The organism is uncultured Streptococcus sp. (assembly GCF_963516515.1).
Lineage (GTDB): Bacteria > Bacillota > Bacilli > Lactobacillales > Streptococcaceae > Streptococcus.
The window spans coordinates 12,249-35,054 of record NZ_CAUQCJ010000017.1; the positions used below are offsets into that span (position 1 = coordinate 12,249).

General features: G+C 42.1%; 25 protein-coding genes. 1 reads left to right on the forward strand and 24 read right to left on the reverse strand.

Features of this window, described 5'->3' with window-relative positions:
• Positions 1-66 precede the first annotated feature (66 nt).
• The 8 genes from RYL77_RS04910 to RYL77_RS04945 form a co-directional block, all read right to left on the reverse strand.
• Positions 67-1,137, reverse strand: coding sequence for an ABC transporter substrate-binding protein (locus RYL77_RS04910; RefSeq protein ID WP_000737956.1), 1,071 nt, complete (start codon positions 1,135-1,137; stop codon positions 67-69).
• The gene (locus RYL77_RS04915) at positions 1,134-1,907 is read right to left on the reverse strand and encodes an ABC transporter permease (RefSeq protein WP_049552460.1); all 774 of its coding nucleotides are present in this window, start codon (positions 1,905-1,907) and stop codon (positions 1,134-1,136) included. Before RYL77_RS04915 ends, RYL77_RS04910 begins: the two co-directional genes overlap by 4 nt.
• Positions 1,904-2,710 (reverse strand): ABC transporter permease, encoded by an 807-nt coding sequence (locus tag RYL77_RS04920; RefSeq protein ID WP_000753801.1) that lies wholly within the window; start codon positions 2,708-2,710, stop codon positions 1,904-1,906. Before RYL77_RS04920 ends, RYL77_RS04915 begins: the two co-directional genes overlap by 4 nt.
• Complete coding sequence (locus tag RYL77_RS04925) at positions 2,691-3,848, reverse strand: ABC transporter ATP-binding protein (RefSeq protein WP_000742900.1); 1,158 nt, start codon at positions 3,846-3,848, stop codon at positions 2,691-2,693. The genes RYL77_RS04920 and RYL77_RS04925 overlap by 20 nt, the downstream gene beginning before the upstream one ends.
• Positions 3,849-4,007: 159 nt before the next feature.
• Positions 4,008-4,913 (reverse strand): UDP-N-acetylmuramate dehydrogenase, encoded by a 906-nt coding sequence (gene murB / locus RYL77_RS04930; RefSeq protein ID WP_315010281.1) that lies wholly within the window; start codon positions 4,911-4,913, stop codon positions 4,008-4,010.
• Between the two features lie 109 nt (positions 4,914-5,022).
• Positions 5,023-5,775: a YhfC family glutamic-type intramembrane protease gene (locus RYL77_RS04935; protein ID WP_315010283.1), complete on the reverse strand. Its 753-nt coding sequence runs from the start codon at positions 5,773-5,775 to the stop codon at positions 5,023-5,025.
• Positions 5,776-5,784: 9 nt separating this feature from the next.
• Positions 5,785-6,516, reverse strand: a complete 732-nt coding sequence (budA, locus tag RYL77_RS04940) for an acetolactate decarboxylase (RefSeq protein WP_315010285.1) — start codon at positions 6,514-6,516, stop codon at positions 5,785-5,787.
• Between the two features lie 608 nt (positions 6,517-7,124).
• On the reverse strand, positions 7,125-7,610 hold the full coding sequence (locus RYL77_RS04945; RefSeq protein ID WP_235219604.1) for a streptococcin A-M57: 486 nt from the start codon (positions 7,608-7,610) through the stop codon (positions 7,125-7,127).
• A gap of 329 nt (positions 7,611-7,939) precedes the next feature.
• Here RYL77_RS04945 and RYL77_RS04950 point away from each other — a divergent pair, with 329 nt between their 5' ends.
• Complete coding sequence (locus RYL77_RS04950; RefSeq protein WP_315010287.1) at positions 7,940-9,211, forward strand: PLP-dependent aminotransferase family protein; 1,272 nt, start codon at positions 7,940-7,942, stop codon at positions 9,209-9,211.
• A gap of 19 nt (positions 9,212-9,230) precedes the next feature.
• Here the strand turns inward: RYL77_RS04950 and RYL77_RS04955 are convergent, their stop codons facing one another.
• The 16 genes from RYL77_RS04955 to RYL77_RS05030 form a co-directional block, all read right to left on the reverse strand.
• Positions 9,231-10,046, reverse strand: a complete 816-nt coding sequence (locus RYL77_RS04955) for an ABC transporter substrate-binding protein (RefSeq protein WP_315010288.1) — start codon at positions 10,044-10,046, stop codon at positions 9,231-9,233.
• 157 nt (positions 10,047-10,203) lie between these two features.
• Positions 10,204-10,857, reverse strand: coding sequence for a phosphate signaling complex protein PhoU (phoU, locus tag RYL77_RS04960; protein ID WP_000946458.1), 654 nt, complete (start codon positions 10,855-10,857; stop codon positions 10,204-10,206).
• Positions 10,858-10,868: 11 nt separating this feature from the next.
• Positions 10,869-11,627: a phosphate ABC transporter ATP-binding protein PstB gene (pstB, locus tag RYL77_RS04965; protein ID WP_000133484.1), complete on the reverse strand. Its 759-nt coding sequence runs from the start codon at positions 11,625-11,627 to the stop codon at positions 10,869-10,871.
• A 12-nt stretch (positions 11,628-11,639) separates the two neighbouring features.
• The gene (pstB, locus tag RYL77_RS04970) at positions 11,640-12,443 is read right to left on the reverse strand and encodes a phosphate ABC transporter ATP-binding protein PstB (RefSeq protein ID WP_020900241.1); all 804 of its coding nucleotides are present in this window, start codon (positions 12,441-12,443) and stop codon (positions 11,640-11,642) included.
• A 10-nt stretch (positions 12,444-12,453) separates the two neighbouring features.
• A complete protein-coding gene (gene pstA, locus RYL77_RS04975; protein WP_084891349.1) occupies positions 12,454-13,338 on the reverse strand; it encodes a phosphate ABC transporter permease PstA in 885 nt (294 codons plus the stop codon).
• On the reverse strand, positions 13,328-14,245 hold the full coding sequence (gene pstC, locus RYL77_RS04980) for a phosphate ABC transporter permease subunit PstC (protein WP_001070903.1): 918 nt from the start codon (positions 14,243-14,245) through the stop codon (positions 13,328-13,330). Before pstC ends, pstA begins: the two co-directional genes overlap by 11 nt.
• Entirely contained in the window at positions 14,245-15,123 is an 879-nt protein-coding gene (locus RYL77_RS04985) for a phosphate ABC transporter substrate-binding protein PstS family protein (protein ID WP_004259857.1), read from the reverse strand. Before RYL77_RS04985 ends, pstC begins: the two co-directional genes overlap by 1 nt.
• A gap of 220 nt (positions 15,124-15,343) precedes the next feature.
• Positions 15,344-16,648 carry an RsmF rRNA methyltransferase first C-terminal domain-containing protein gene (locus RYL77_RS04990; protein ID WP_315010292.1) on the reverse strand — a complete coding sequence of 435 codons (1,305 nt, stop codon included), beginning with the start codon at positions 16,646-16,648 and terminating at the stop codon, positions 15,344-15,346.
• Positions 16,649-17,422 carry an inositol monophosphatase family protein gene (locus tag RYL77_RS04995; protein ID WP_315010295.1) on the reverse strand — a complete coding sequence of 258 codons (774 nt, stop codon included), beginning with the start codon at positions 17,420-17,422 and terminating at the stop codon, positions 16,649-16,651.
• Positions 17,412-17,690, reverse strand: a complete 279-nt coding sequence (locus tag RYL77_RS05000; protein WP_315010297.1) for a UPF0223 family protein — start codon at positions 17,688-17,690, stop codon at positions 17,412-17,414. The genes RYL77_RS04995 and RYL77_RS05000 overlap by 11 nt, the downstream gene beginning before the upstream one ends.
• Complete coding sequence (locus tag RYL77_RS05005) at positions 17,690-18,091, reverse strand: Spx/MgsR family RNA polymerase-binding regulatory protein (RefSeq protein ID WP_000631259.1); 402 nt, start codon at positions 18,089-18,091, stop codon at positions 17,690-17,692. Before RYL77_RS05005 ends, RYL77_RS05000 begins: the two co-directional genes overlap by 1 nt.
• 316 nt (positions 18,092-18,407) lie before the next feature.
• Complete coding sequence (locus tag RYL77_RS05010; protein WP_315010304.1) at positions 18,408-19,025, reverse strand: TIGR01906 family membrane protein; 618 nt, start codon at positions 19,023-19,025, stop codon at positions 18,408-18,410.
• The gene (locus RYL77_RS05015) at positions 19,015-19,788 is read right to left on the reverse strand and encodes a TIGR01457 family HAD-type hydrolase (protein WP_315010306.1); all 774 of its coding nucleotides are present in this window, start codon (positions 19,786-19,788) and stop codon (positions 19,015-19,017) included. Before RYL77_RS05015 ends, RYL77_RS05010 begins: the two co-directional genes overlap by 11 nt.
• Positions 19,789-19,798: 10 nt before the next feature.
• Positions 19,799-20,536, reverse strand: a complete 738-nt coding sequence (locus RYL77_RS05020) for an acyl-[acyl-carrier-protein] thioesterase (protein ID WP_315010308.1) — start codon at positions 20,534-20,536, stop codon at positions 19,799-19,801.
• Positions 20,537-20,540: 4 nt separating this feature from the next.
• Positions 20,541-21,671 carry a radical SAM family heme chaperone HemW gene (gene hemW, locus RYL77_RS05025; protein ID WP_315010310.1) on the reverse strand — a complete coding sequence of 377 codons (1,131 nt, stop codon included), beginning with the start codon at positions 21,669-21,671 and terminating at the stop codon, positions 20,541-20,543.
• 176 nt (positions 21,672-21,847) lie between these two features.
• The coding region (locus RYL77_RS05030) for an LPXTG cell wall anchor domain-containing protein (RefSeq protein ID WP_315010311.1) at positions 21,848-22,806 on the reverse strand (959 nt) is incomplete at its 5' end.

The window sequence follows — 22,806 nt, forward strand, 5'->3', positions numbered from 1 at the left end:
TATTTTTTGTACTTTAAAAAAAAAAAACGAACCAGCTTGACTGATTCGTTTCGTGACTGCTAACTCCTACTTCCGATACATTTTAAATTGTAGGAAGAGGTCGCTATATTTGCCTGTCCATTTATGGTCAAATTTCTCATAAACTTCTAGGTGTTTCATGGTTTCAGCATCTGGATAGAAGGCTTTATCTTCTTTTTTCTCCTCTGGGAGTAATTCCTTAGCTGGTAGGTTTGGTGTTGAATAGCCGACATACTCTGCATTTTTGAGGGCATTTTCGGGTTTCAACATAAAGTTGATAAAGGCATAGGCTGCGTCTTGGTTTTTGACTGTTTTGGGAATAACCATATTATCAAACCAAAGATTGCTGGCCTCAGTCGGAACCACATAGCGTAGATTTTCGTTTTTTTCTAGCATTTGGCTGGCTTCACCAGAGAAGGTCACGCCGATTGCAGCGTTGTTCTGAATCATGTAGCCCTTCATCTCGTCGGCAACGATAGCCTTGATATTTGGAGTGAGCTTGTAAAGCTTGTCCACTGTCTCTTCCAACTGCTGGGTATCCTTGGAGTTGAGGCTGTAGCCTAGCGAATTGAGTCCTAGTCCCAGTACCTCACGCGCCCCATCAAAGAGCATGATAGAGTTCTTATACTCTGGCTTCCAGAGATCATCCCAATGCTCAGGCGCTTCATCTACCATAGTTTCATTGTAGACAATTCCCAGGGTTCCCCAGAAGTAAGGGATAGAGAATTTATTACCTGGGTCAAAGGACTGGTTGAGGAACTCTGGTCCGATATTTTCAAGACCTTCAAGTTTTGAATAATCAAGAGGAACCAAGAGATCTTCGTCCTTCATCTTATTGATCATGTATTCACTTGGAATAGCAATATCATAAGTCGTTCCACCTTGCTTAATCTTGGTATACATGGCTTCGTTGGAGTCAAATGTCTCATACTGAACTTGGATTCCTGTTTCTTCTGTAAATTGCTCCAAGAGTTCTGGATCGATATAGTCTCCCCAGTTGTAGATAACCAGTTTTTGACTATCTCGGCTATTGATTTTACTATCTAAATGCGTCGCAATTCCCCATAAGACGAGGATAATGGCTACAATTCCTGCTAAAAATGAATAGAGTTTTTTCATGCTTGCTCCTCCTTCTCACGTGAGATAAAGTAATATCCAACAACTAGGATAATACTAAAGAGAAAGACAAGGGCAGACAGGGCATTGATTTCTAGCGAAATCCCCTTGCGAGCACGAGAGTAAATCTCGACTGACAGGGTTGAAAAGCCATTTCCCGTTACGAAGAAGGTCACAGCAAAGTCATCTAGCGAATAGGTGAAGGCCATGAAATAACCTGCAATGATAGACGGAGTCAGGTAAGGAAGCATAATTTCCTTGAACATCTGAAATTGACTGGCACCAAGGTCATAGGCCGCATGAATCATGTCATCGTTCATTTCCTTGAGACGAGGCAAGACCATCAAGACTACGATAGGAATCGAGAAAGCCACGTGACTAGATAGAACAGTCAAAAAGCCAAGTGAAAACTTGAGTTGGGTAAAGAGAATCAAGAAGCTGGCACCAATCATAACATCAGGCGCAACCATGAGGATATTATTGAGTGATAGAAAGGCTTCTTGGTATTTCTTACGAGACTGGTAGATATAAATAGCTCCAAAAGTCCCGATAATGGTCGCTATCAAGGCTGACAGAAAGGCCAAGAAAAAGGTCTGAGTCACAATCAACATAAGGCGACCATCGCCAAACATGGTTTTAAAATGGCTCAAGCTAAAGCCTGTAAAGCTGTTCATGTCATTGCCTGCATTAAAGGCATAGCCAATCAGGTAAAAAATCGGCAGGTAGAGGACAAGAAAGACCAGTCCCAGATAAAGGTTGGCAAATTTTTTCATCGTTCTCTCCTTTCCTTGGTCACCCACATGGTGATGAACATGGTCAAGATGAGAATTACACCGATGGTTGAACCCATACCGTAGTTGTCATTGGTTAGGAAATTTTGTTCAATAGCTGTTCCCAGCGTAATAACACGGTTCCCACCAATCAAACGGGTCAGCATGAAGAGGCTCAAGCTGGGGATAAAGACCGACTGAACCCCACTTCTCACACCGTTCATCGATAGAGGGAAGATGACATGACGGAAGGTCTCCCACTTGGTCGCACCTAGGTCATAGCTGGCATTGATAAGATTGTTATCCATATCATCCAAGACATTGAAAATCGGCAAAATCATAAAGGGAAGCTCGATGTAGCTTGCGACAAAGATAAAGGAGAAATCGGTAAAGAGCAACTGTTGCGAACCAATTCCGATAAATTCCAAGAATTGGTTAATAGAGCCATTCTGACCAAAAATCCCGATAAAGGCATAGGCTTTAAGGAGCAAATTGATCCAAGTAGGCAGGATAATCAGCATAAGCCAGAGTTGACGGTGCTTGAGACGGGTCAAAAAGAGGGCTGTTGGATAGCTGATAAGGAGGGTTACAAAGGTCACAATCCCTGCATAGAGCACAGAATTGAAGCTCATTTTTAGATAGGTCAAGTTTTGTGACGCAAAGTAGGATTTATAGTTTTCTAAACTGAACTGGCCTTCGATATTGAAAAATGATTGACCGAAAATCAAGACCAAGGGTGCCAACACAAAGAGGGCAATCCAAAGCATGTAGGGCACTACAAAGAGTTTAGAGCTTGTTTTCTTCATCTCTTTCCTCCTCGATTGCATTGATCAGACCTGCTTCTTGCTCTTCGATTTCCACGTACTCTTCGATACGAGCATCGAACTCTTCTTCGGTTTCGTTGAGACGCATGATGTGGATGTCTTCTGGTTCAAAGTCCAGACCGATTTCCTCACCCACGATGGCCTTACGAGTTGAGTGGATCATCCATTCATTTCCAAGTTCGTCATAGGCGATAATTTCATAGTGCACCCCACGGAAGAGCTGAGTATCAACCTTAACTTGAAGCTTGCCTTCTTCAGGAAGGGTAATGCGCAAGTCCTCGGGACGAATAACGACCTCAACAGGTTCATTTGGCTTCATACCCCCATCGACTGCTTCAAAGCGTTTGCCGTTAAACTCAACCAAGTAGTCCTCAATCATGGTACCTGGCAAGATATTTGACTCCCCGATAAAGGTGGCAACAAAATGGTTAATCGGCTCATCGTAGATATCCACAGGTGTTCCAGACTGGACAATCTCGCCATCATTCATAACGAAAATCCAGTCACTCATGGCCAGCGCTTCTTCCTGATCGTGAGTGACAAAGACAAAGGTAATCCCCAATCGTTGTTGCAGTTCACGCAGTTCATACTGCATATCTGTTCTTAATTTCAAGTCTAGCGCTGACAGAGGCTCGTCCAACAAAACCACACGGGGTTGGTTGATGATGGCACGGGCAATAGCCACACGCTGACGTTGTCCTCCAGAGAGTTTACGGATAGAACGTTTTTCGTACCCTTCCAACTGAACCATCTTGAGAACTTCCGCTACGCGTTGCTCGATTTCTTTCTTGTCAATCTTGCGCAAGCGGAGTGGAAAGGCAACATTTTCAAACACATTCATATGTGGAAACAAGGCATAGGATTGGAAGACCGTATGGACGTCTCGCTTGTTGGTTGGGATGTCATTGATGCGGACACCGTCCAGCAAAATATCTCCTGTCGTCGCATCCAGTAAACCTGCAATGATGTTAAGGATAGTTGATTTCCCTGAACCAGATGCGCCTAGAAGGGTATAGAACTTCCCTTCTTCCAACTCAAAGTTGATATCTTTGAGAACCTTGGTGTTGCTGTCTTCAAAAACTTTAGAGACGTTTTTGAATTCAATAATTGGTTTTTTCAATTGTCATTTATTCCTTCTTTTTCATAGATTAACAGATCAGGGCTCTGTCAGGCCGCTACTACCTCGTGTAGGAGATTGAACTGCCTACATTCTTCTGCACTGACGATAGGCTTTCACCCCCTTTCCATGACATAGCAGCAGCTTTTTAGTCAAAGCTTCCTACTTGCTTTCACCTAAAATACGGACTTCTCTCTCAAGAGTAACGCCAGAGTGTTCCTTGACTTTTTCAATCACAGACTCAATCAAGTCCTCGTAGTCTTTAGCCGTTCCATCTGCGACATTGATCATAAATCCTGCGTGCTTTTCTGACACTTCTACGCCACCGATACGATAGCCTTTCAAGCCAGCTTCTGAAATTAATTGACCTGCAAAATGCCCTACTGGACGCTTAAAGACCGAACCACAAGATGGATATTCCAAAGGTTGCTTGAGTTCACGTAGATGCGTCAAGCGGTCCATTTCTTGCTTGATAACCTGATGGCTTCCTGGAGCAAGGGCAAATTTAGCTGACAAGACAACTGCACCAGACTCCTGAATGGCTGAATGACGGTAACCAAAAGCCAAGTCTTTAGCAGACAAGGTTTCGATTTCTCCATCCTTGGTCAAGACCTTACAAGACTGCAAGATGTGGGCAATCTCACCACCATAGGCACCTGCATTCATAAAGACAGCACCGCCGACACTCCCTGGAATGCCGCAAGCAAACTCAAAACCAGTCAAACTATGACGAAGGGCAATGCGAGTTGTCTCAATTAAGTTAGCACCAGCTTCAGCTTCGATGGTATAGCCATCAACTGAAACATTATTGAGCTTGTCACACAAGATAACAAATCCACGAATCCCACCATCACGAACGATAATGTTGCTGGCATTTCCAAGAACCATCCAAGGAATATTTTCTTGATTGGCAAATTTAACAAGGCGAGCCAACTCAAAACGATTTCGTGGAAAGACCAAATAATCAGCCTCTCCACCTACTTTTGTATAACTATAGCTATGCAAGGGTTCCTTGAAACGGATATCAATCCCTTCTAAGATTTCAAGCATGTTTTCTTTTACTGACATGACACTCTCCCTTTTACAAAATTCATTCCATTATACCATTTTTAAGACCATTTGACGACCCTAAAAAATCTTGGTCTTATTTTAAACAAAAAAGAGGTCCCCCCCCTTTTTATGATTTTTTGCAAAAGATTGCCTTGGTTCCATAGGCAACCAGAACGAGCTCAAGTGCTAGGACCACTTCCACCAAGACTGGATTGGTCAACCAGCCAACTTGGGCAAGAGATGGTGCTAGGTCAAAGAAGGCATGTAGTCCATAGGCCGCTAGGAGATAAATCCATTTCTTCTGGCGAACAGCTTGGTAAACCCAAACTGTCAAAAGCAATTGGAAGCTCAGCGCCAAAATTCGTTCAAAACCAAGCAAATAAATCTGCCAGACTGATAGCAACTGAATAGTTTTCAACATATTTTCAGACAGCAATTGCATAACCTGTGGATCCTGAGTTTGAACTGCTGAAAGCACGATATAAAGATTAAGCAAACTAGTAAGACCTAGAAAAATCAATTCCAAGCCACCATGACCCAGTCCATAAGCCAAGGCATCTGCCTTTTCCAAACTTCTCTTTTTCTCCAACCATTTGAAGAAAATAAGACGAGCAGTTTCCTCAAAAAATGCTGCCATGGCTAGTCCATAGAGGATATAGACAAGTGGATTATCCTGCAAGAGGGCAATACTACCGTCTTTTTGAGGATGCAAAACTAAGATATGCACCAGTTTTTCCAAAATCTGTGAAGAAACAAAGAAAGCGACAGCCCCCAAGCCCAAGACAGCTAGATTGATCTGATATTTCTTTTTGGAATACCAAATGCTTCCTAGCAAGAGAGCCAGCAACAGCACCATGGTAATGATAATATGAGTGGTCATTTTCGTCTCCTATTCTGCCTTTTCAATATCTTTTCTCATCTCGTCAACATTGAACTTGGCAAACAAGTATTGACGGTCTTGGACAGGAAAACGTTGATCCAATTGGTCAACAGCTCCCACCTCGATAATACCTCCCTTGATGACAAAGTCCATGACATGTCCACCGAAAGTCAAATCATCTGAGATGAAGTGCAGATGGTAGCCTGCCACACTGACCCCATGGAAAATCTCTGGCGTCCAGAAACCAACGATAGTTCCCGCCACATTGTCACGACTATATTCCGGTTGATGGATTGCGACCTCAGCAAACTTGGTATCTGGTGTCGACTTGGGAATCATGCGCACATGCATATGCGAAAATTCTCCACGAATCTTGATAGAGCGGAAAAGATTTTCCCCGTCATAATAAGACTCGATTCGCTCTTCCAATTCCTTGTCTGTCATCTCAAAGCGCTGGCGGAAAATGACCTCTGCCTGATGCGGTACTACTGCTGCGTAAGGAATAAGGGCATCTGGTGACACTTCCACAATTTCTGGCTGGTCTCCTGACCCTTTAGCCTGATAGGCCCTGCCATCCAAGACAATCAACTCCCCATCAATAGAATCCAAGGTTCCCAAACCAAGGTCACCATGCTCTAGCAATTCTCCCACTGTCATGGTCCCACCATAAAGGCCAGCCATCAAAGCTCCAAGGGTATTGTATTGAAATAATTTCACTGGTTCCTGCACGTTCTTATCCATTCTCTTTCTTGTCTGTTATTCTATAAATGTTACTCCAGTATACCACATTTACCCCTAGATGTGAACGAGAGAAACACTCTAAACATTGCCAAGAAGGAAAAAAAAGGGTACAATGTAACAAAATCAAGGGAGGTCTGGAATGAAGAAACAAAGCAAGTACCAAGAGGTCGTAGCTTATCTGAAAAACGGTATCGAGTCTGGACGATTTCCGACGGGGAGTCTGAGATTTTGACAGAAACAAAACTTGAACTAGCACAACAACCCCTAAGGAATACACTTCCCTAGGGGTCACTTTTTATTTAACTAAATCATTATTTATTTTTTGTTCCTAGTAAACATAAATATTGTATTAATAATTGCAAAAATAAATGCAAACAAAAGGATTTTCCAAAGGATAAATTTTTGTAACACTAAATATGCATATACAAATCCAATCAAAAAGCTAATAATCGCTTCTTTAATAAGAAATTTTTTATCACGCATTATTCCATACCTCACTGAACTGCCCAAATAGCCAATTGAGCAGCAATGATATAAATATTTGTTTTAAGTCCATTAGCTTTAACAAATCTTAGTACTACTTTAGCTAATTCTGACCAAGCCTTTTTCTACGCATACTTAACAATTAGCGAAACATTGATCATAGCAAAAAATTCATCTCGTATTTTTCCTGCTATACATCCTCCCATCTCATCCCAAGGGACTCTGTCATAGGGATTATTAATATTAGTTTCTAATTCATTTTCCGAAAGAGCAATATCTTTTTGAGAAAAGTTTTTATAAACATATTCAGTAAAATTTTTTTCATTAACTCCATTTCTAAACATTTGTTCAAGAACATTGGCTACATCATCGATTTGTTTTTGTTCTTGGGTACTAATTTCAGAAACTTCCGTAGTAGTTACATCATCAGCAAATACTCTAACAGAAGCTATAGAAGGAGACATAATAGAAAATAGTAATAATACAACAAGAGCTGAAGTTACAATTTTTTTAAATTTAATAAAAAACACTCCTTTCAAGTTACAAATATATATTACTGATAAAATAACTTGATTTTCTGATTTAAAACTCCTTTCTAACAAGTTATTCATATACTTTTATTTTTCAGTTCTATTATACCACAACAAGAAAACGATTTCAAAAACATTTTCCTAAAAATATGTACAAGTAATAAGGGGAAATTAGCATGAAAACTTTTTAAAACAAATCAACCCCAGATAAAAATACACATTTTGTTTTAAAGAGAAAAAAGGGCACGAAAAACTGTCACATCTGCATTTGATTGCTCTTTGATTTCAAAAAAGTATTAAAAATGGGAGTATACCACATTTGTCCCTAGATGTGAACGAGAGAAACACTCTAAACATTGCCAAGAAGGAAAAAAAAGGGTACAATGTAACAAAATCAAGGGAGGTCTGGAATGAAGAAACAAAGCAAGTACCAAGAGGTCGTTTCCTATCTAAAAAATGGTATCGAATCTGGACGCTTTCCGACGGGAAGCCGCCTGCCTTCTATCCGTCAACTGAGCCTTGACTTTCACTGTAGCAAGGATACCATTCAACGAGCCCTACTGGAATTACGGCACGAGCAATACCTCTATGCCAAGCCCCAGAGCGGCTACTATGTCCTAGAACAAGGACAACATCAAGACCTAGAAATCGAGGTTACGGACGAACACGCCAGCGCCTATGACGATTTCCGACTCTGTGTCAATGAAACCTTGATTGGCCGGGAAAACTACCTCTTCAACTACTATGACAACCAAGAAGGTTTAGAAGACTTAAGACAATCCATTCATAAACTCCTCTTTGACCAAGCCCTCTACTGCAAGGTTGACCAACTGGTACTGACTTCTGGAACTCAACAAGCCCTTTTTATCCTTTCTCAAATTTCCTTTCCTAGCCAAGGCAAGGAAATCTTGGTGGAACAGCCGACCTACCATCGGATGAATCGCCTCTTGATTGCTCAAGGTCTGGGCTATCAAACGATCGAACGAGACATTGATGGGATTGACTTGGAGGAACTGGAGCGCCATTTCAAGACAGGAAAGATTAAGTTTTTCTACACCATTCCTCGTTTTCACTATCCTCTGGGGCATTCCTATTCAGAGCAGGACAAACGAGCTATTCTTGACTTAGCTACTAAGTATGGTGTCTATATCGTAGAGGACGACTATTTGGGAGATTTGGATTCCAAGAAGGGCCAGACCTTCCACTATCTGGATACAGAGGAGCGCGTCATTTATATCAAATCCTTCTCGACCAGCCTCTTTCCAGCCCTGCGAATAACGGCACTCATTCTGCCAAATGCAATCAAGGAAGCCTTTGTGGCCTACAAAAATATCCTAGACTACGACAGCAACCTCATCATGCAAAAGGCCCTGTCACTCTATATCGACAGCCAACTGTTTGAGAAAAATCGTCTGGCTCGCTTGAGCAATCAGGAAGCTTACCAGAAGCAAATCGAGGAAAGATTAGATAAATTGACTTGTCCTCTTCCTCATTTTCCTCTACATGATGGTTTATTACTAGATCTGCGACAGTATCCTAAAATTGCCAGCCTCAAACACAGTCAACTGAGCTTGAACTTCTTTGAAGAAGCTTACTTGGGTACCTGTCCTTATCAATTTGCCAAGGTGTCCCTAGACAATTTAGAAAATGTTTTAAACTATTTAAAAGCAGAATTGGATTGACTTCCAACTCTGCTTTTTCTTATTCTTCAACTTCTGTTAGGCTTGCTGCTTTTTCAAGATAGCTTTGGTAGGTTCCTTCATCCTTGAGTTTTTGGATGACCTTGTCCACAACTTCTTTCAAATCAGCACTATTTTTTCTAAGGGCAACTGCATTGGCTTCGCCGTCCTTCATCTTCAAGCTGACAGTTGCGACAGCTAAGTCGGCATTTTTAGCAGCATAGCTAAGCGCAACAGGCTCATCCATGTGAACAGCATCAACTTTTCCAGCCTGCAATTCATTAACTGCTTCACCCATATTGGTTAGGGAAGTTAATTGAGCTTTTGGCAATTGTTCCTTGACCATAGATTCTGGAACAGTCCCTTTTTGGGCTGCAATATTAGCACTTTCAAGGCTAGTTAAATCCTTGTATTTTTCTACATCAGCCTTACGAACCAAGAAACTAATCTTGTTTTCATAGTAAGGGATTGAAAAATCAAAGACTTCTTTTCTCTCGTCAGTAGCGCTAATTCCTGCAACTGCTAGGTCAGCCTTACCAGTTTGAAGACTGGTCAAGACATTGTCAAAACTCATGCTTGAAATTTCCAACTTCACCCCAAGTTCATCAGCGATAGCTTGGGCCATATCAATATCCGCACCGACTACCTGGTTTTTTCCGTCAACTAAGGATTGGAATTCAAAAGGTGCATAGTCAGGACTGGTCGCCACAACTAATTTCCCCTTTTGCTTAATGGCCTCAACAGCTGACTGAGACTCATTAGAACCCGACTGGCAAGCCACTAAGAAGAAACTTGCAAGAAAACTACATAAAACAAATATCCATTTTTTTGATTTCATAAATAAACAACCTCTCTGTTAATTTTGTATAATTATAACGCTATCCAAGTTGCTTGTCAAGTGTTTTTTGAATTTTTATCTTAAAAATATTTTTTTCATTCAAGAAAAGGAGCTATCAGTTGATTTCAAGCTCCTTTTTATACAGAATGAATCTATTTTATAGTTCGACAATCTTACCTGTTTCAAAGTAAACAACCCATTCACAGATATTCTTGGCATAGTCTCCAATACGTTCCAAGAAGGCAATCACTTGGAAGTAATCACGACCTGTAACAATGGCATCTGGATTTTTCTTGATTTCTTCTGTAGCCAAGTCACGAATGCTATCAAAGTAATGGTTGATTTTTTCATCCATGGCTGCTACTTCATAGGCCTGGTCTACTGAACCATTCAGATAGAGCTCAAGGGCTGCTTCGACGAAGTTCTTGACATCGCGACCCATCCTCTTGATTTCTTCTTCAACAGCTGGGATGCGTTGTTCGCCCTTCATACGAATTGCCGCTTTAGCAATAGAAACAGCATGGTCACCCATACGTTCCAAGTCAGACACAGCCTTCAAGACTGTCAAAACAGTACGCAAGTCCTGAGAAACGGGTTGTTGAAGAGCAATCATTTCAAATGATTTCTTCTCCAATTTTACTTCGTATTCGTTTACTTCTGCATCATCTTCGATGACTTCCTTGGCCAAATCACGGTCATGCGTAACAAAGGCACGCACTGTACGATTGATTTGGGATAGCACTTCTTGTCCCATAGCATAGAACTGGTTGTGCAATTTCTCTAAATCTTCCTCAAATTGAGAACGTAACATCATTTATCTCCTTATCCAAATTTTCCTGAAATATAATCTTCTGTTTCCTTGTGTTGTGGGTTGAGGAACATCTTCTTGGTATCGTTAAACTCAATCAAATCTCCATCTAGGAAAAATCCTGTCTTGTCAGAGATACGAGAGGCTTGTTGCATGGAACGCGTAACCAAGAGCATGGTATATTTATCTTTTAGACCATACAAGGTTTCCTCAATCTTACCGGCCGAGATAGGGTCCAAGGCTGAAGTCGGTTCATCCAAGAGAATGATTTTAGGACTGGTTGCCAAGACACGGGCAACACAGACACGTTGCTGTTGTCCACCTGAAAGCCCGATAGCTGAATCATGCAGGCGATCCTTGACCTCATCCCAGATAGAAGCTCGTTGCAAGGCTTTTTCAACCGCCTCATCCAGAACCTGCTTATCCTTCACTCCATTGATACGAAGCCCGTAAACAACATTTTCGTAGATAGACATAGGGAAAGGGTTCGGTTGTTGGAAGACCATACCGATTTCCTTCCGCAATTCAACTGTATCTGTACGCGGACTGTAGATGTTGTGGCCGTTGTAAACCACCGAACCAGTTGTGGTCACCTCTGGATTGAGATCCCCCATGCGGTTGATAGCCTTGAGGAGGGTTGATTTCCCTGATCCAGATGGACCAATCAAGGCTGTGATTTCCTTAGGTTGGAAAGATAGGGAAACACTATTCAAGGCCTTTTTTTGATTGTAGTAAACAGACAGGTCTGACACCTGTAAAATCGCTTCTGTCATACTGTTTCCTTTCTATCCAAAGTGTCCTGTTACGTAGTCATTGGTTGACTGTAGTTTGGCATTTTGGAAAATATTAGAGGTCTTATCGTACTCGATCAAGTCACCCAAGTAGAAAAATCCTGTGTAGTCACTAGCACGCGCAGCCTGCTGCATACTGTGGGTTACGATGATGATGGTAAAGTCCTTCTTCAATTCCAACATGGTTTCTTCCAGCTGGGCTGTCGCAATCGGATCCAAGGCTGACGCTGGTTCATCCATCAAGAGAATATCTGGTTTAACAGAGATAGCACGAGCGATACAGAGACGTTGTTGCTGACCACCTGATAGGGTCAAGGCTGACTTGTGCAAATCGTCTTTGACCTGGTCCCAAAGGGCAGCCTGACGAAGAGAAGTTTCCACAATTTCATCCAAGACTTGCTTGTCCTTAACTCCTGCACGTTCATGGGCAAAAGTGATATTGCGGTAGATAGACTTGGCAAAGGGATTTGGGCGTTGGAAGACCATTCCAATGTGCTTACGCATCTCATAGACATTGATTTCTGGACGGTTGACGTCAATCCCTTGATAGAGGATTTGACCTGTGACCTTGGCAATATCAATGGTATCATTCATACGGTTGAGACTGCGGAGGTAGGTTGATTTCCCTGAACCAGAAGGGCCAATTAAGGCTGTAATTTTATTTTTTTCAAATTGCATATCGATGCCCTTGATGGATTCTTTTTTACCGTAGTAAACATGTAAATCCTTAGTAGAGAGGGCCACTTTCTCTTCAGGAAAGGTGATGATATGCTTTTCATCCCAATTATATTTTGACATGGCTTCTCCTTTAGGCAGCGGTTAATTTCTTATGTAAATAGCTTCCGAGTTTACGGGCTCCAAAGTTAAAGATCAAGATAAAGATCAAGAGAACTGCTGCAGAACCTGCTGATACGATAGTTCCATCAGGAATGGTTCCTTCACTGTTGACTTTCCAGATGTGGACAGCCAAGGTTTCTGCTTGACGGAAGATAGAGATGGGACTCGTAACACTGAGAATATTCCAGTTAGACCAGTCTAGGGCTGGAGCGGATTGCCCTGCTGTATAGATAAGAGCAGCAGCCTCACCAAAGATACGACCAGATGCCAAGACAACACCAGTCACAATACCTGGTAGGGCTTCTGGAATGACCACATGGACAACTGTCTCCCAACGAGAAATCCCAAGGGCTAAACCAGCTTCACGCTGCGTATGGTGAACGTGTTTCAAACTGTCCTCAACATTTCGAGTCATCTGAGGCAAGTTAAAAACTGTCAAGGCCAAGGCACCTGAAATGATTGAAAATCCATACTCAAACTGAACTACAAAGATCAAGTAACCAAAGAGACCCACAACCACTGATGGCAGTGAAGACAAGATTTCAATACAGGTTCTGACAAAGTTGGTCACAGGACCTTTTTTGGCGTATTCAGCTAGGAAAATCCCAGCTCCCATAGACAAGGGCACAGAGATAATCAAGGTAATGACCAGAAGGAAGAAGGAATTATAGAGCTGAATTCCAATCCCTCCGCCTGCTTGGTAAGAAGATGATTTGCCAGTCAAGAAAGACCAAGAGATGTGGGGCAAACCACGAACCAAGATATAAAGAATCAAGGATGCCAAGATGGCAACAATAATTCCTGCGATCGTATAGAGGACAGCTGTTGCAATTTTATCTAATTTCTTAGCGTGCATAGTTTTTCTTTCCTCTTTCTTTCGTAATCAATTTAATGACACTGTTGAAGGCCAAACTCATCAAGAGCAAAACTAAGGCCAGTGACCAAAGAACGTTATTATCAACTGTACCCATGACGGTATTTCCGATACCCATGGTCAAAACAGAGGTCAAGGTCGCAGCAGGTGTTGTCAATGAAGTTGGGACAACGGCTGAGTTTCCTACCACCATCTGAATGGCCAAGGCCTCACCAAAGGCACGCGCCATCCCAAAGACCACTGCTGTGAAAATCCCTGAACGCGCTGCCTTCAAGGTCACGCGCCAGATGGTTTGCCAACGAGTGGCCCCCATAGCCAAACTAGCTTCGCGGTAGTGACGAGGCACCGCACGCAAGCTATCCGTTGTCATAAAGGTTACCGTCGGTAAAATCATGACAAAGAGAACGAAAATCCCTGACAAGATTCCAAAACCAGTTCCACCAAAGACGCTGCGGACAAAGGGAACTACGACCTGCAAACCGATAAATCCATACACTACTGAAGGAATCCCGACCAGCAATTCAATGGCTGGTTGCAAGATTCTAGCACCTTTTGGTGAGACTTCAGTCATAAAGACTGCCGCACCAATGGCAAAAGGAGTTGCGATAAGGGCTGATAGGATTGTGACAATAAAGGAACCCAAAATCATAGGAAGGGCACCAAATTGTTTACCTGAAGGATTCCAAGTTTGGCCAAAAAGGAAATCAAAGATATTAACCCCATTGACAAAGAAGGTCGACAGACCTTTTTGGGCTACGAAAATCAAAATCATGGCCACAATGATGACAATCAAAGACAGACAGGCAAAGGTCAAGCCTTTTCCTAATTTCTCTAGACGAGAGTTCTTTGAGGGAGAAAGTAATTTTTTAGCTAATTCTTCTTGATTCATTAGTGACTCCCTTCTAGCGCTGTCACCGTTCCAACAGCGTCTTTTTCAACCTTCATTTCCTTGACAGAAATATAGCCCATTCCCTTAACGATTCCGCTTTGTGCTTCATCTGAGAGGACAAAGTTAAGAAATTCTGCCACCAATTCATTAGGCTGACCTAGTGTGTACATGTGTTCGTAAGACCACAAAGGCCAGTTATTGGTTGTTACATTTTCTGCAATCGGCTCATAGCCGTTCAACTTCATGCGTTTAACTGAGTCATCCACATAGGCAAAAGCTAGGTAAGAAATGGCTCCTGGTGTCTGGGAAACAATGTTTTTGACCATCCCATTTGAATCCTGTTCTTGACTCTGCACGGCAGATTGGCCATCCATGATAACACTATCAAAGGTTGCACGCGAACCAGAACTTGCCGCGCGGTTGATAATAGAAATGGCTAGATCTTTCCCACCGACTTCTTTCCAGTTGGTTACTTGGCCTGTGAAGATGCTACGGAGTTGTTCAGTTGTCAGATTTTCAACATCAACTTCCTTGTTCACAATAACTGCCAAGCCCGCTACGGCAACCTTATGGTCCACTAGAGCGGATGCGTTGATACCGTCTTTTTCCTCGGCAAATACGTCTGAATTTCCTACATCAACGGCTCCAGACTGAACCTGAGACAGACCTGTACCAGATCCTCCACCTTGGACGTTGACTGTTTTCCCAACGTGCATAGAGCCAAATTCATCTGCTGCTGCTTCGACCAAGGGCTGAAGAGCCGTTGAGCCAACAGCTGTCATGGATTCTCCACGATCAATCCAGCTAGCACATCCCGCCAAAGAACCTGCTAGCAAAAGAGCCGCAAGGGATAGAGCGAGTTTTTTCCTTTTTTTCACTGTTTTTCTCCTTGAAAATAATGGTGAATGCTGTGAATTTTTTCAACTATTTATTTATGTTTTTCTTTTGAAAATTGGGAGCCAACTGAAGTTCTTTGCTTAGTTTTACTAGTCATTTGCTCAGTTACTTTGCCCACCAATTTTGACTTAAAATGAAAGACAATTTGAAAAAAATCCATACTTCCACTATAACATAGACAAGCTACTTTGACTAGCATTTTCACTTGAATCTGAGGCCTTTTGGAAAATAATTTTTCAAAATATTTCCAGTCACCTTAGCAAAGCCTAAACCATTTCCTTGAACCAAAACTTGGTACCAACCATTTGGCAGACTTTCCGCTAGCTGAACAGTTTCTCCAGCAACATACTTTACAAACGCTTCTTGGTCAATTTCAACCGACTGCTTGACCTGACTCGGTTTCAAGGCTAGTCCAAGAGCAAAACTGGGCTCAAAGCGTTTCTTCTTAAAGGTACCCAGATGCAGGCCATTGCGAGCAATCTTGAGTTTCCCTAAATCTGGCAAGAGTTCTGGCAAGAGATAAAGCTGGTCTCCAAAAGTCTGCAAGATACCCAGTAAATTAACCTTCAAGTGTTTTTGAGTAAATTCCTGCCACAAGGCAACTTGTTCTCGGCTGAGATTGCTCTTACCTGCCTTACATTTAGGTGCTGGATTTTCACCTTTAAATTGTAAATGGGCGACAAACTGACCCTCTCCCTTAAAATGATGAGGATACATCCGAGCCGTTTCTGGCAGGCCAATACCTGCTACCATTCCATTGATATGTTCAACTGGCAACAAATCAAAATCATACTCTTCCAGCAGCCAATTGACAATCTCTTCGTTTTCCTCAGGTGCCCAGGTACAGGTTGAATAAACCAGTCGACCACCTTCAGCTAGCATGGTTACTGCATCTTCCAGAATTTCTCTTTGCAAACTAGCACATTGACTCGGATAATCTAAGCTCCAATAGTCCATAGCATCTGGTTGCTTACGAAACATCCCTTCCCCCGAGCAAGGGGCATCAAGGACAATGAGGTCAAAATAGCCTTTAAAAACCTTGGCCAAGCGGTCGGCAGATTCATTGGTCACCACAACATTTGTCGCTCCAAAGCGCTCCATGTTTTCTACTAAAATCTTAGACCGTTTGCTTGAAATTTCGTTGGAAACAAGAAGGCCTTCCCCTGCTAGATAGGCTGCTAATTGAGTTGATTTTCCTCCTGGTGCAGCTGCCAAGTCCAAGACCTTCATACCAGGACTGGGCTGGGCTACCTGAGCAACCATCTGAGCAGCGGGTTCTTGCGAATAAACCAAACCAGTAGCATGCTCAGGCGATTTTCCTGAAACCTTCCCATAATGTCCCCAAGGGGTTTGAGGAATAGCATCAGAAAAGGAAAGTTGCTCTTCTTTTAAGGGATTGACCCGAAAGGCCGAAACCGCTTCCTCCTCAAAAGAGGCAAGAAAATCTCTTGCCTCATCTCCTAGTATCTCTTCATATTTTTCAACAAATCCTTCTGGAAATTGCATTTAAGTTCTTTTCCTTTCGTAAATATAGGACTGAATTTCCTCCTGCATCTCAAGAGGGACCATCATGACCGGCTGTCTGGTTTGAAAATCAGGATCTTCACCAGAAAGGGTCACAATCCGATAGCCCAGACTTTCCCCTAAAATACTAGCGGCAGCATAATCCCATGGTTGCAGATAGGTGACATAGGTCAACAAACGCCCTGATAAAATCTTGGCAAAACTAATGGCCGCACTCCCATAGACACGAACACCAAGAACCGCTCGACTCAAATCAGCCAAGCCCCATTCATTGGTTTCCAGCATGCCAATATTCCCTGCAATGAGAAAATCTCCAAGTGGTTTTGCTTTAAAAGGAGCTAAGGGCTTATTATTTAGACAAACTGGAAAGGCTCCACCACCGTGATAACAGTCCCCTTTGACCACATCATAAATCAGTCCAAACTGTCCCTGACCATTTTCAAAATAAGCCATCATGACAGCAAAATCTTCCTGCTGGGCTACAAAGTTATTGGTACCATCAATGGGATCAATGACCCAAACCTTGCCCTCTTGAACCGAAGCTCGCAGACAACCCTCTTCAGCGCAAATCTTATCCTCAGGATAACGGGATAAAATCTCACTAATCAAGAGTTCTTGAACTTCCTTGTCCAGTCTGGTCACCAAATCTGTTGGAGAGGACTTGGTCTCAACACACAAATCTTCCTGCATGTGGTCAAGGATGTACTGGCCTGCTTTCTTAATTAGCTCTTTAGCAAATTCAAATTTACTTTCCAAGAGAAATCTTTCCTTCCCCTTTTTCCTTGGCAGCCTGAACTGCTTGGTAAAGCGAATAGCCACTAACCGTTTCAAATTCTCGTCCCAAACGTTTCTCCTCACTCTTGCTTGGCACGACCGCCTTGAATCCCTTATAGGAGTCCAGTAACTTTTTAGCCTCTACCTTGCCTTCATAGGCAGCTTCAACATCATTAAAAAAAGAAAGCACTGAAGCAAGTTCTTCAGTGCTCCACGACAAATCTAGTGGGTAACTATACTGTTTGTTCATTAACTAATACCAGCTCTCATTCTTGCTTCTTTTAGTTCTTGCTTACGGTAACTACGAGGGAGAAAAGCACGAATCTCATCTTCATTAAAACCAATCTGCATGCGTTTGGCATCAATAATAATTGGGCGACGCAAAAGACTAGGGTACTGCTCAATTAAATGAAGCAACTCCGATACCGAAATACTCTCTACATCAATATTCAATTTTTGAAAAATTTTTGAACGAGTTGAAATGATGTCATCAGTACCATTTTCGGTCAAGGAAAGGATGTGTTGCAATTCTTTTCTTGTTAAAGGACTGGTCATAATATTGTGTTCCACAAAGGGAACCTTATGTTTTTCTAACCAGGCCTTTGCCTTACGACATGAAGTACAGCTCGGTGATAGAAATAGTGTAATCATGCTTTTCTCTTCTTATCTATACTTTGCTAATTCTATTATACAAAAAAATAAAGCGCTTGACTAGGGATTTTTAGAAAAAAAGCCTATTTTTTCAAGAAAAATAGACTGCTTGCGAACGATTGACACTATTCAGAATTAGTTAATTCACTCTTATACTCTTCGAAAACCTCTTCAAACCGCGTCAACGTCGCCTTGCCGTACTCAAGTACAGCCTGCAGCTAGTTTCCTAGCTTGCTCTTTGATTTTCATTGAGTATTGACAATAGTTTCAAATCACATACTTAATTTATTTATGCAAACCAGAAACATCCTTAGTATTACTGCTTACGACTTTTCAGATACAGATAGCCAAAGAAGCTTTCATAGAGGGCGAAAAAGAGGAGGAAGGCATGCAGGAAGAAGGTCTCTGGCAAAATCAGAATAACAGGATCCTTGGCTGGGTCAAAGAGCCAAGTATCATCTCCCACAAAGAGAATTTGATGAAAAAGAGTAAAGAATTGGTCAAAACCAATCAAAACTCCCCCAAGACCAATCAGTAAAGGCAAGACCACTAGAGTCAGAAGCCCTTTACTAAATAGAGATAGAAAGCCCTTTTTCACAATCCCTTTGACAAAGAAATAGAAACTTGGTAGAGTCACTAAGGCAACTAGCTGTACCAAGTGAAAGAGATTCTTCACCACTGCAAAGTGGTGCAAACCAGCTGCTGACGAACGAAAATCTGGCATATCTAGAACCTGACTAAAAGGATTGGTCAGGTAATTCATCAAGATATGAAAGTTGTACTGAATAGTTTCTGGTTTTAGATAGACCCGATCGGTCAAACTTAACCACTTAATCTCCAGCGGATAAACAATCCAAGCCAGATAGATGGTCAGAAGGATTGAGAGGGAGAGGAGAAAGAGCATAGAGCTCCAAAAGGTCAGTTTAGTTTTCATCAAAATCCCACTCCGCAAGGCTAGAAACCACATGAGTTGGTGCGATTGGTAGGTCTGCTACTTCTTCTGCCTTGGTAAAACCTGTCGTCACCAAGAGCGTTGGAATACCATTGTCAATCCCAGCTCGGATATCAGTTAGGTAGTTGTCCCCGACCATGATTAACTCTTCACGTTCTAAGCCTAAGTGCTCAACCGCCTTGTTCATAATGATAGCATTTGGTTTCCCGATATAAACAGCTTTAACTCGTGTAGCCGCTTCAAGGAGAGTTACTAGCGAACCTGCTCCAGGTAAAAGACCGCGTTCTGTCGGGATGTTGAGGTCAGGATTGGTTCCGATAAAATGAGCTCCCTTTTGGATAGCAAGAGTTGCTGTCGCAAATTTTTCATAGTCGACTTGCCAGTCCAGACCTACTACCACATAGGCAGGATTATCATTGTCTTCCACATAACCAGCCGCCTTGATGGCTTCCTTGAGACCTTCTTCTCCGATGACATAGACGGTCTTTTCAAGACCCAAGTCATTCATATAGTCAATGGTTGCCAAAGTCGCTGTGTAGACAGTTGATAGGGGCGTATCGATATTAAAATTTTGAGCCAACATCTCCTGAACACTCTCTGGAGTGCGGGTTGTATTGTTGGTCACAAAGAGATAAGGAATATCACGCTTTTGCAATTCATGAACAAAAGCCTCTCCTGCTGGGATTCTGTCTTTCCCCTTATAAATGGTTCCGTCTAAATCAATTAAATAGCCTTTGTATTTCATATATTTTACCCTAATCCTTTTTTATTTCTTGCCAAGTGATAATAGCTTGGGCATTGGTTGCACCGTCGCTTATAATCTCATGTTTGCTTTCCAGTCCAGTCCGTTCAACAGCCGATGTAATCACTCCACCTGGTCGAACTTCCTTGACATACTTGAGGTTGATTTTCTTGGGAATATACTGGGTCAAAAAGTCCGCTCCCATGACCTCAAAAATCCAGTCCAAGTATTTACTGTTATTGACATGGCCATTCATATCCAAGTCGTAAAAACGAACATGGTAATCCTTGCTGATTGGCTCGTCCAAGGACTCATACTTTGGCCCACGGATAAGCTTTTTATCAAAATCAGACTGGTAAGGAGCCACAATCTCAGGTTCAACAGCATGGACTTTTCGACTGTCTCGGTCCATGAGAACAAAGGTCGCCATCATGTGGATGAGCTCCTGCCCCGTTTCATCATAAATAGTAAAGCGACGGTAGCAAAAGAGTCGATTGTAGCTCAAAGCTTCCGTTTCGATGGTGATTTCTTCCGCAAAACGAGGCAAACGAGCCACCTCAATATCGTATTCTGTGATAATCCAGACCAGATTATAGTCCTCCAAAATGGTTTTATCACTAACTCCCAGTTCAATCGACTGCATCCCTGAAACTTGCAAGGACAGCAAAATCACATCTGGAAGTTTGATATGACCGTTCATATCAGCCATATCAAAAGGGATCTTCATTTTCATTTGATAAGTTAAGCCCATGATCCTACTCCAAAATAAATCGTTCTGCTACAGTATCTCCCAAAAAGAGACCTCTCTTTGTCATACGCACGCGATCACCGTCTATTTGCATGAGACCTTGTTGCACCAAGTCTCTGACAATTTCTCCATAAAGCCCCTCAAACGGCCGACCAAATTTCTCCTCAAATCGCGCCATAGAGACCCCTAATTTCTTGCGAAGCCCCAGGAACATTTCTTCTTCCATTTGCTCTTTTTGACTCAGGTGCTCTTCTGTAATACGAGCATTGCCTTCCTCAACCGCACTAAGATAATGACGAATGGGACCATGATTTTTATAACGAACACCATTGACATAACCAGATGCCCCAGCACCGATGCCATAGTATTCGGCATTGTCCCAGTACATGAGATTGTGGCGACTTTCAAAACCAGGTTTGGAGAAATTGGAAATCTCATAATGCTCAAAACCCGCTCGCTCCAGCTCTGCGATGATGTACTCAAACATCTCCGCTTCCAGTTCCTCCTTAGGCAGAGGCAATTTCCCTCGTCGCATACGATTCATAAAGACCGTGTGATTTTCCAATATCAAGCTATAGAGACTCATGTGGGGAATATCCAGCCCAATGGCCTTAACCACATTGTCCTTAACTTGCTCCATAGTCTGACCAGGCAGTGCATAAATCAAGTCAATAGAGATATTGTCAAAACCAGCCAGCTTCAGGCGGTCGATATTTTCATAAATATCCTTCTCCAAATGACTGCGCCCAATCTTTTTCAGCATCTTATCATCAAAGGTTTGCACACCTAGCGAAACACGATTGACAGCCGAGTTTTTCAAAACAGCTATCTTATCTGCATCCAAGTCTCCTGGATTAGCCTCAATGGTCAACTCTTCCAAGGAAGACAAGTCCAAGTTTTTAGTTAAGCCCTTCAATAATATCTCCAGTTGCGGAGCTGACAGGGCTGTTGGTGTCCCACCACCGATGTAGAGGGTTCGCAACTTTTGAATATCATAAGATTGAAACTCTTCTAACAGATGTTCCAAATAACTATCTACCGGCTGATTCTTGATAAAAACTTTTGAAAAGTCACAATAATAACAAATCTGGGTACAAAACGGGATGTGCACATAGGCTGACGTTGGTTTTTTCTGCATAGTACTTATTATACCACAAAAAGCGAACAATACTTAGAATTCCGTTTAACAAAATCCTAGCATTGTTCGCTTTCTTTATCTAATCATTCTTTGTATTTTATGGATAACACAACTATCAGAATCAATCTAGTTCGTTGTTAAAACACAAAAGAATGAATGTTCATCTGACTAAATTTTTAGTCTTCTTTTTTCTTGCGAGCTACAAGTCCAAATCCACTCAATAGTCCAAGAAGTCCTAGAGATGCAAGAGCAGCATTTGATTCTGTTCCTGTATTTGGCAATACATTTTGAGAATCATTTGATTTAGCTCCATTATCATTAGTAGTCTTAGTATCTACCTGATCTGCATTCGGAGTAACTGCATCTGTAGTTGGAGTTGTTGGTGAAGGTGCAGGTGTATCTTGACCAGAACCTCCATTAGTGTCAGGTTTGACTGGCGCAACTGGAATTGTATTTGTATTTGAACCTACTTTTCTGAAAATGTGTGTCATTACTGACTCATTTTCATCAATCATTGTTCTTACAAATTCATATCCTGGAATTGTTCCATGTTCAGCATTCTTTTCATTACCTGTCTTAACAGATGGTTTCAATACATTTCCGTCTTCATCAATCCAGCGAACCTCAATAGTTAATTCTGGTAAAGTGATTGGCTCAGGTAGTTCACCGTTCACTCCACCGTTGAATTCTGGTAATTCAACTGTTGGCGGATCTATTAAGTTCCCGTTTCCATCCACCCCATTTGACGAGATTGGATTTGTGTAGTCTGGGGTTTCTGTTTGAACTTCTGGTTCACCTTTTGAACTTGAAATTTTACCTGGAATTGTGATGTCACTTGTGCCTTCTTTTGGAAGTTTGCCTTCTTCTTGCGCACTTCCTTTTCCAGTCTGTGGTGTTGCTGGTAATTCGTCATTTGGCAATGTTACTTTGCCATCTGTTACGACTTTCTCTCCTTTAACACCTGGTAATTTCACTTTTGTGCCATTTGGTACGCCGCTTACTGTCACGTCCACATTTCCAGTTGTTGGATCTTGCGTTCCTACTGTAAAGGTTGGGGTGCCACTTTCTACCAATTTCTTAGGAATTGTGATGTCACTTGTGCCTTCTTTTGGAAGTTTGCCTTCTTCTTGCGCAC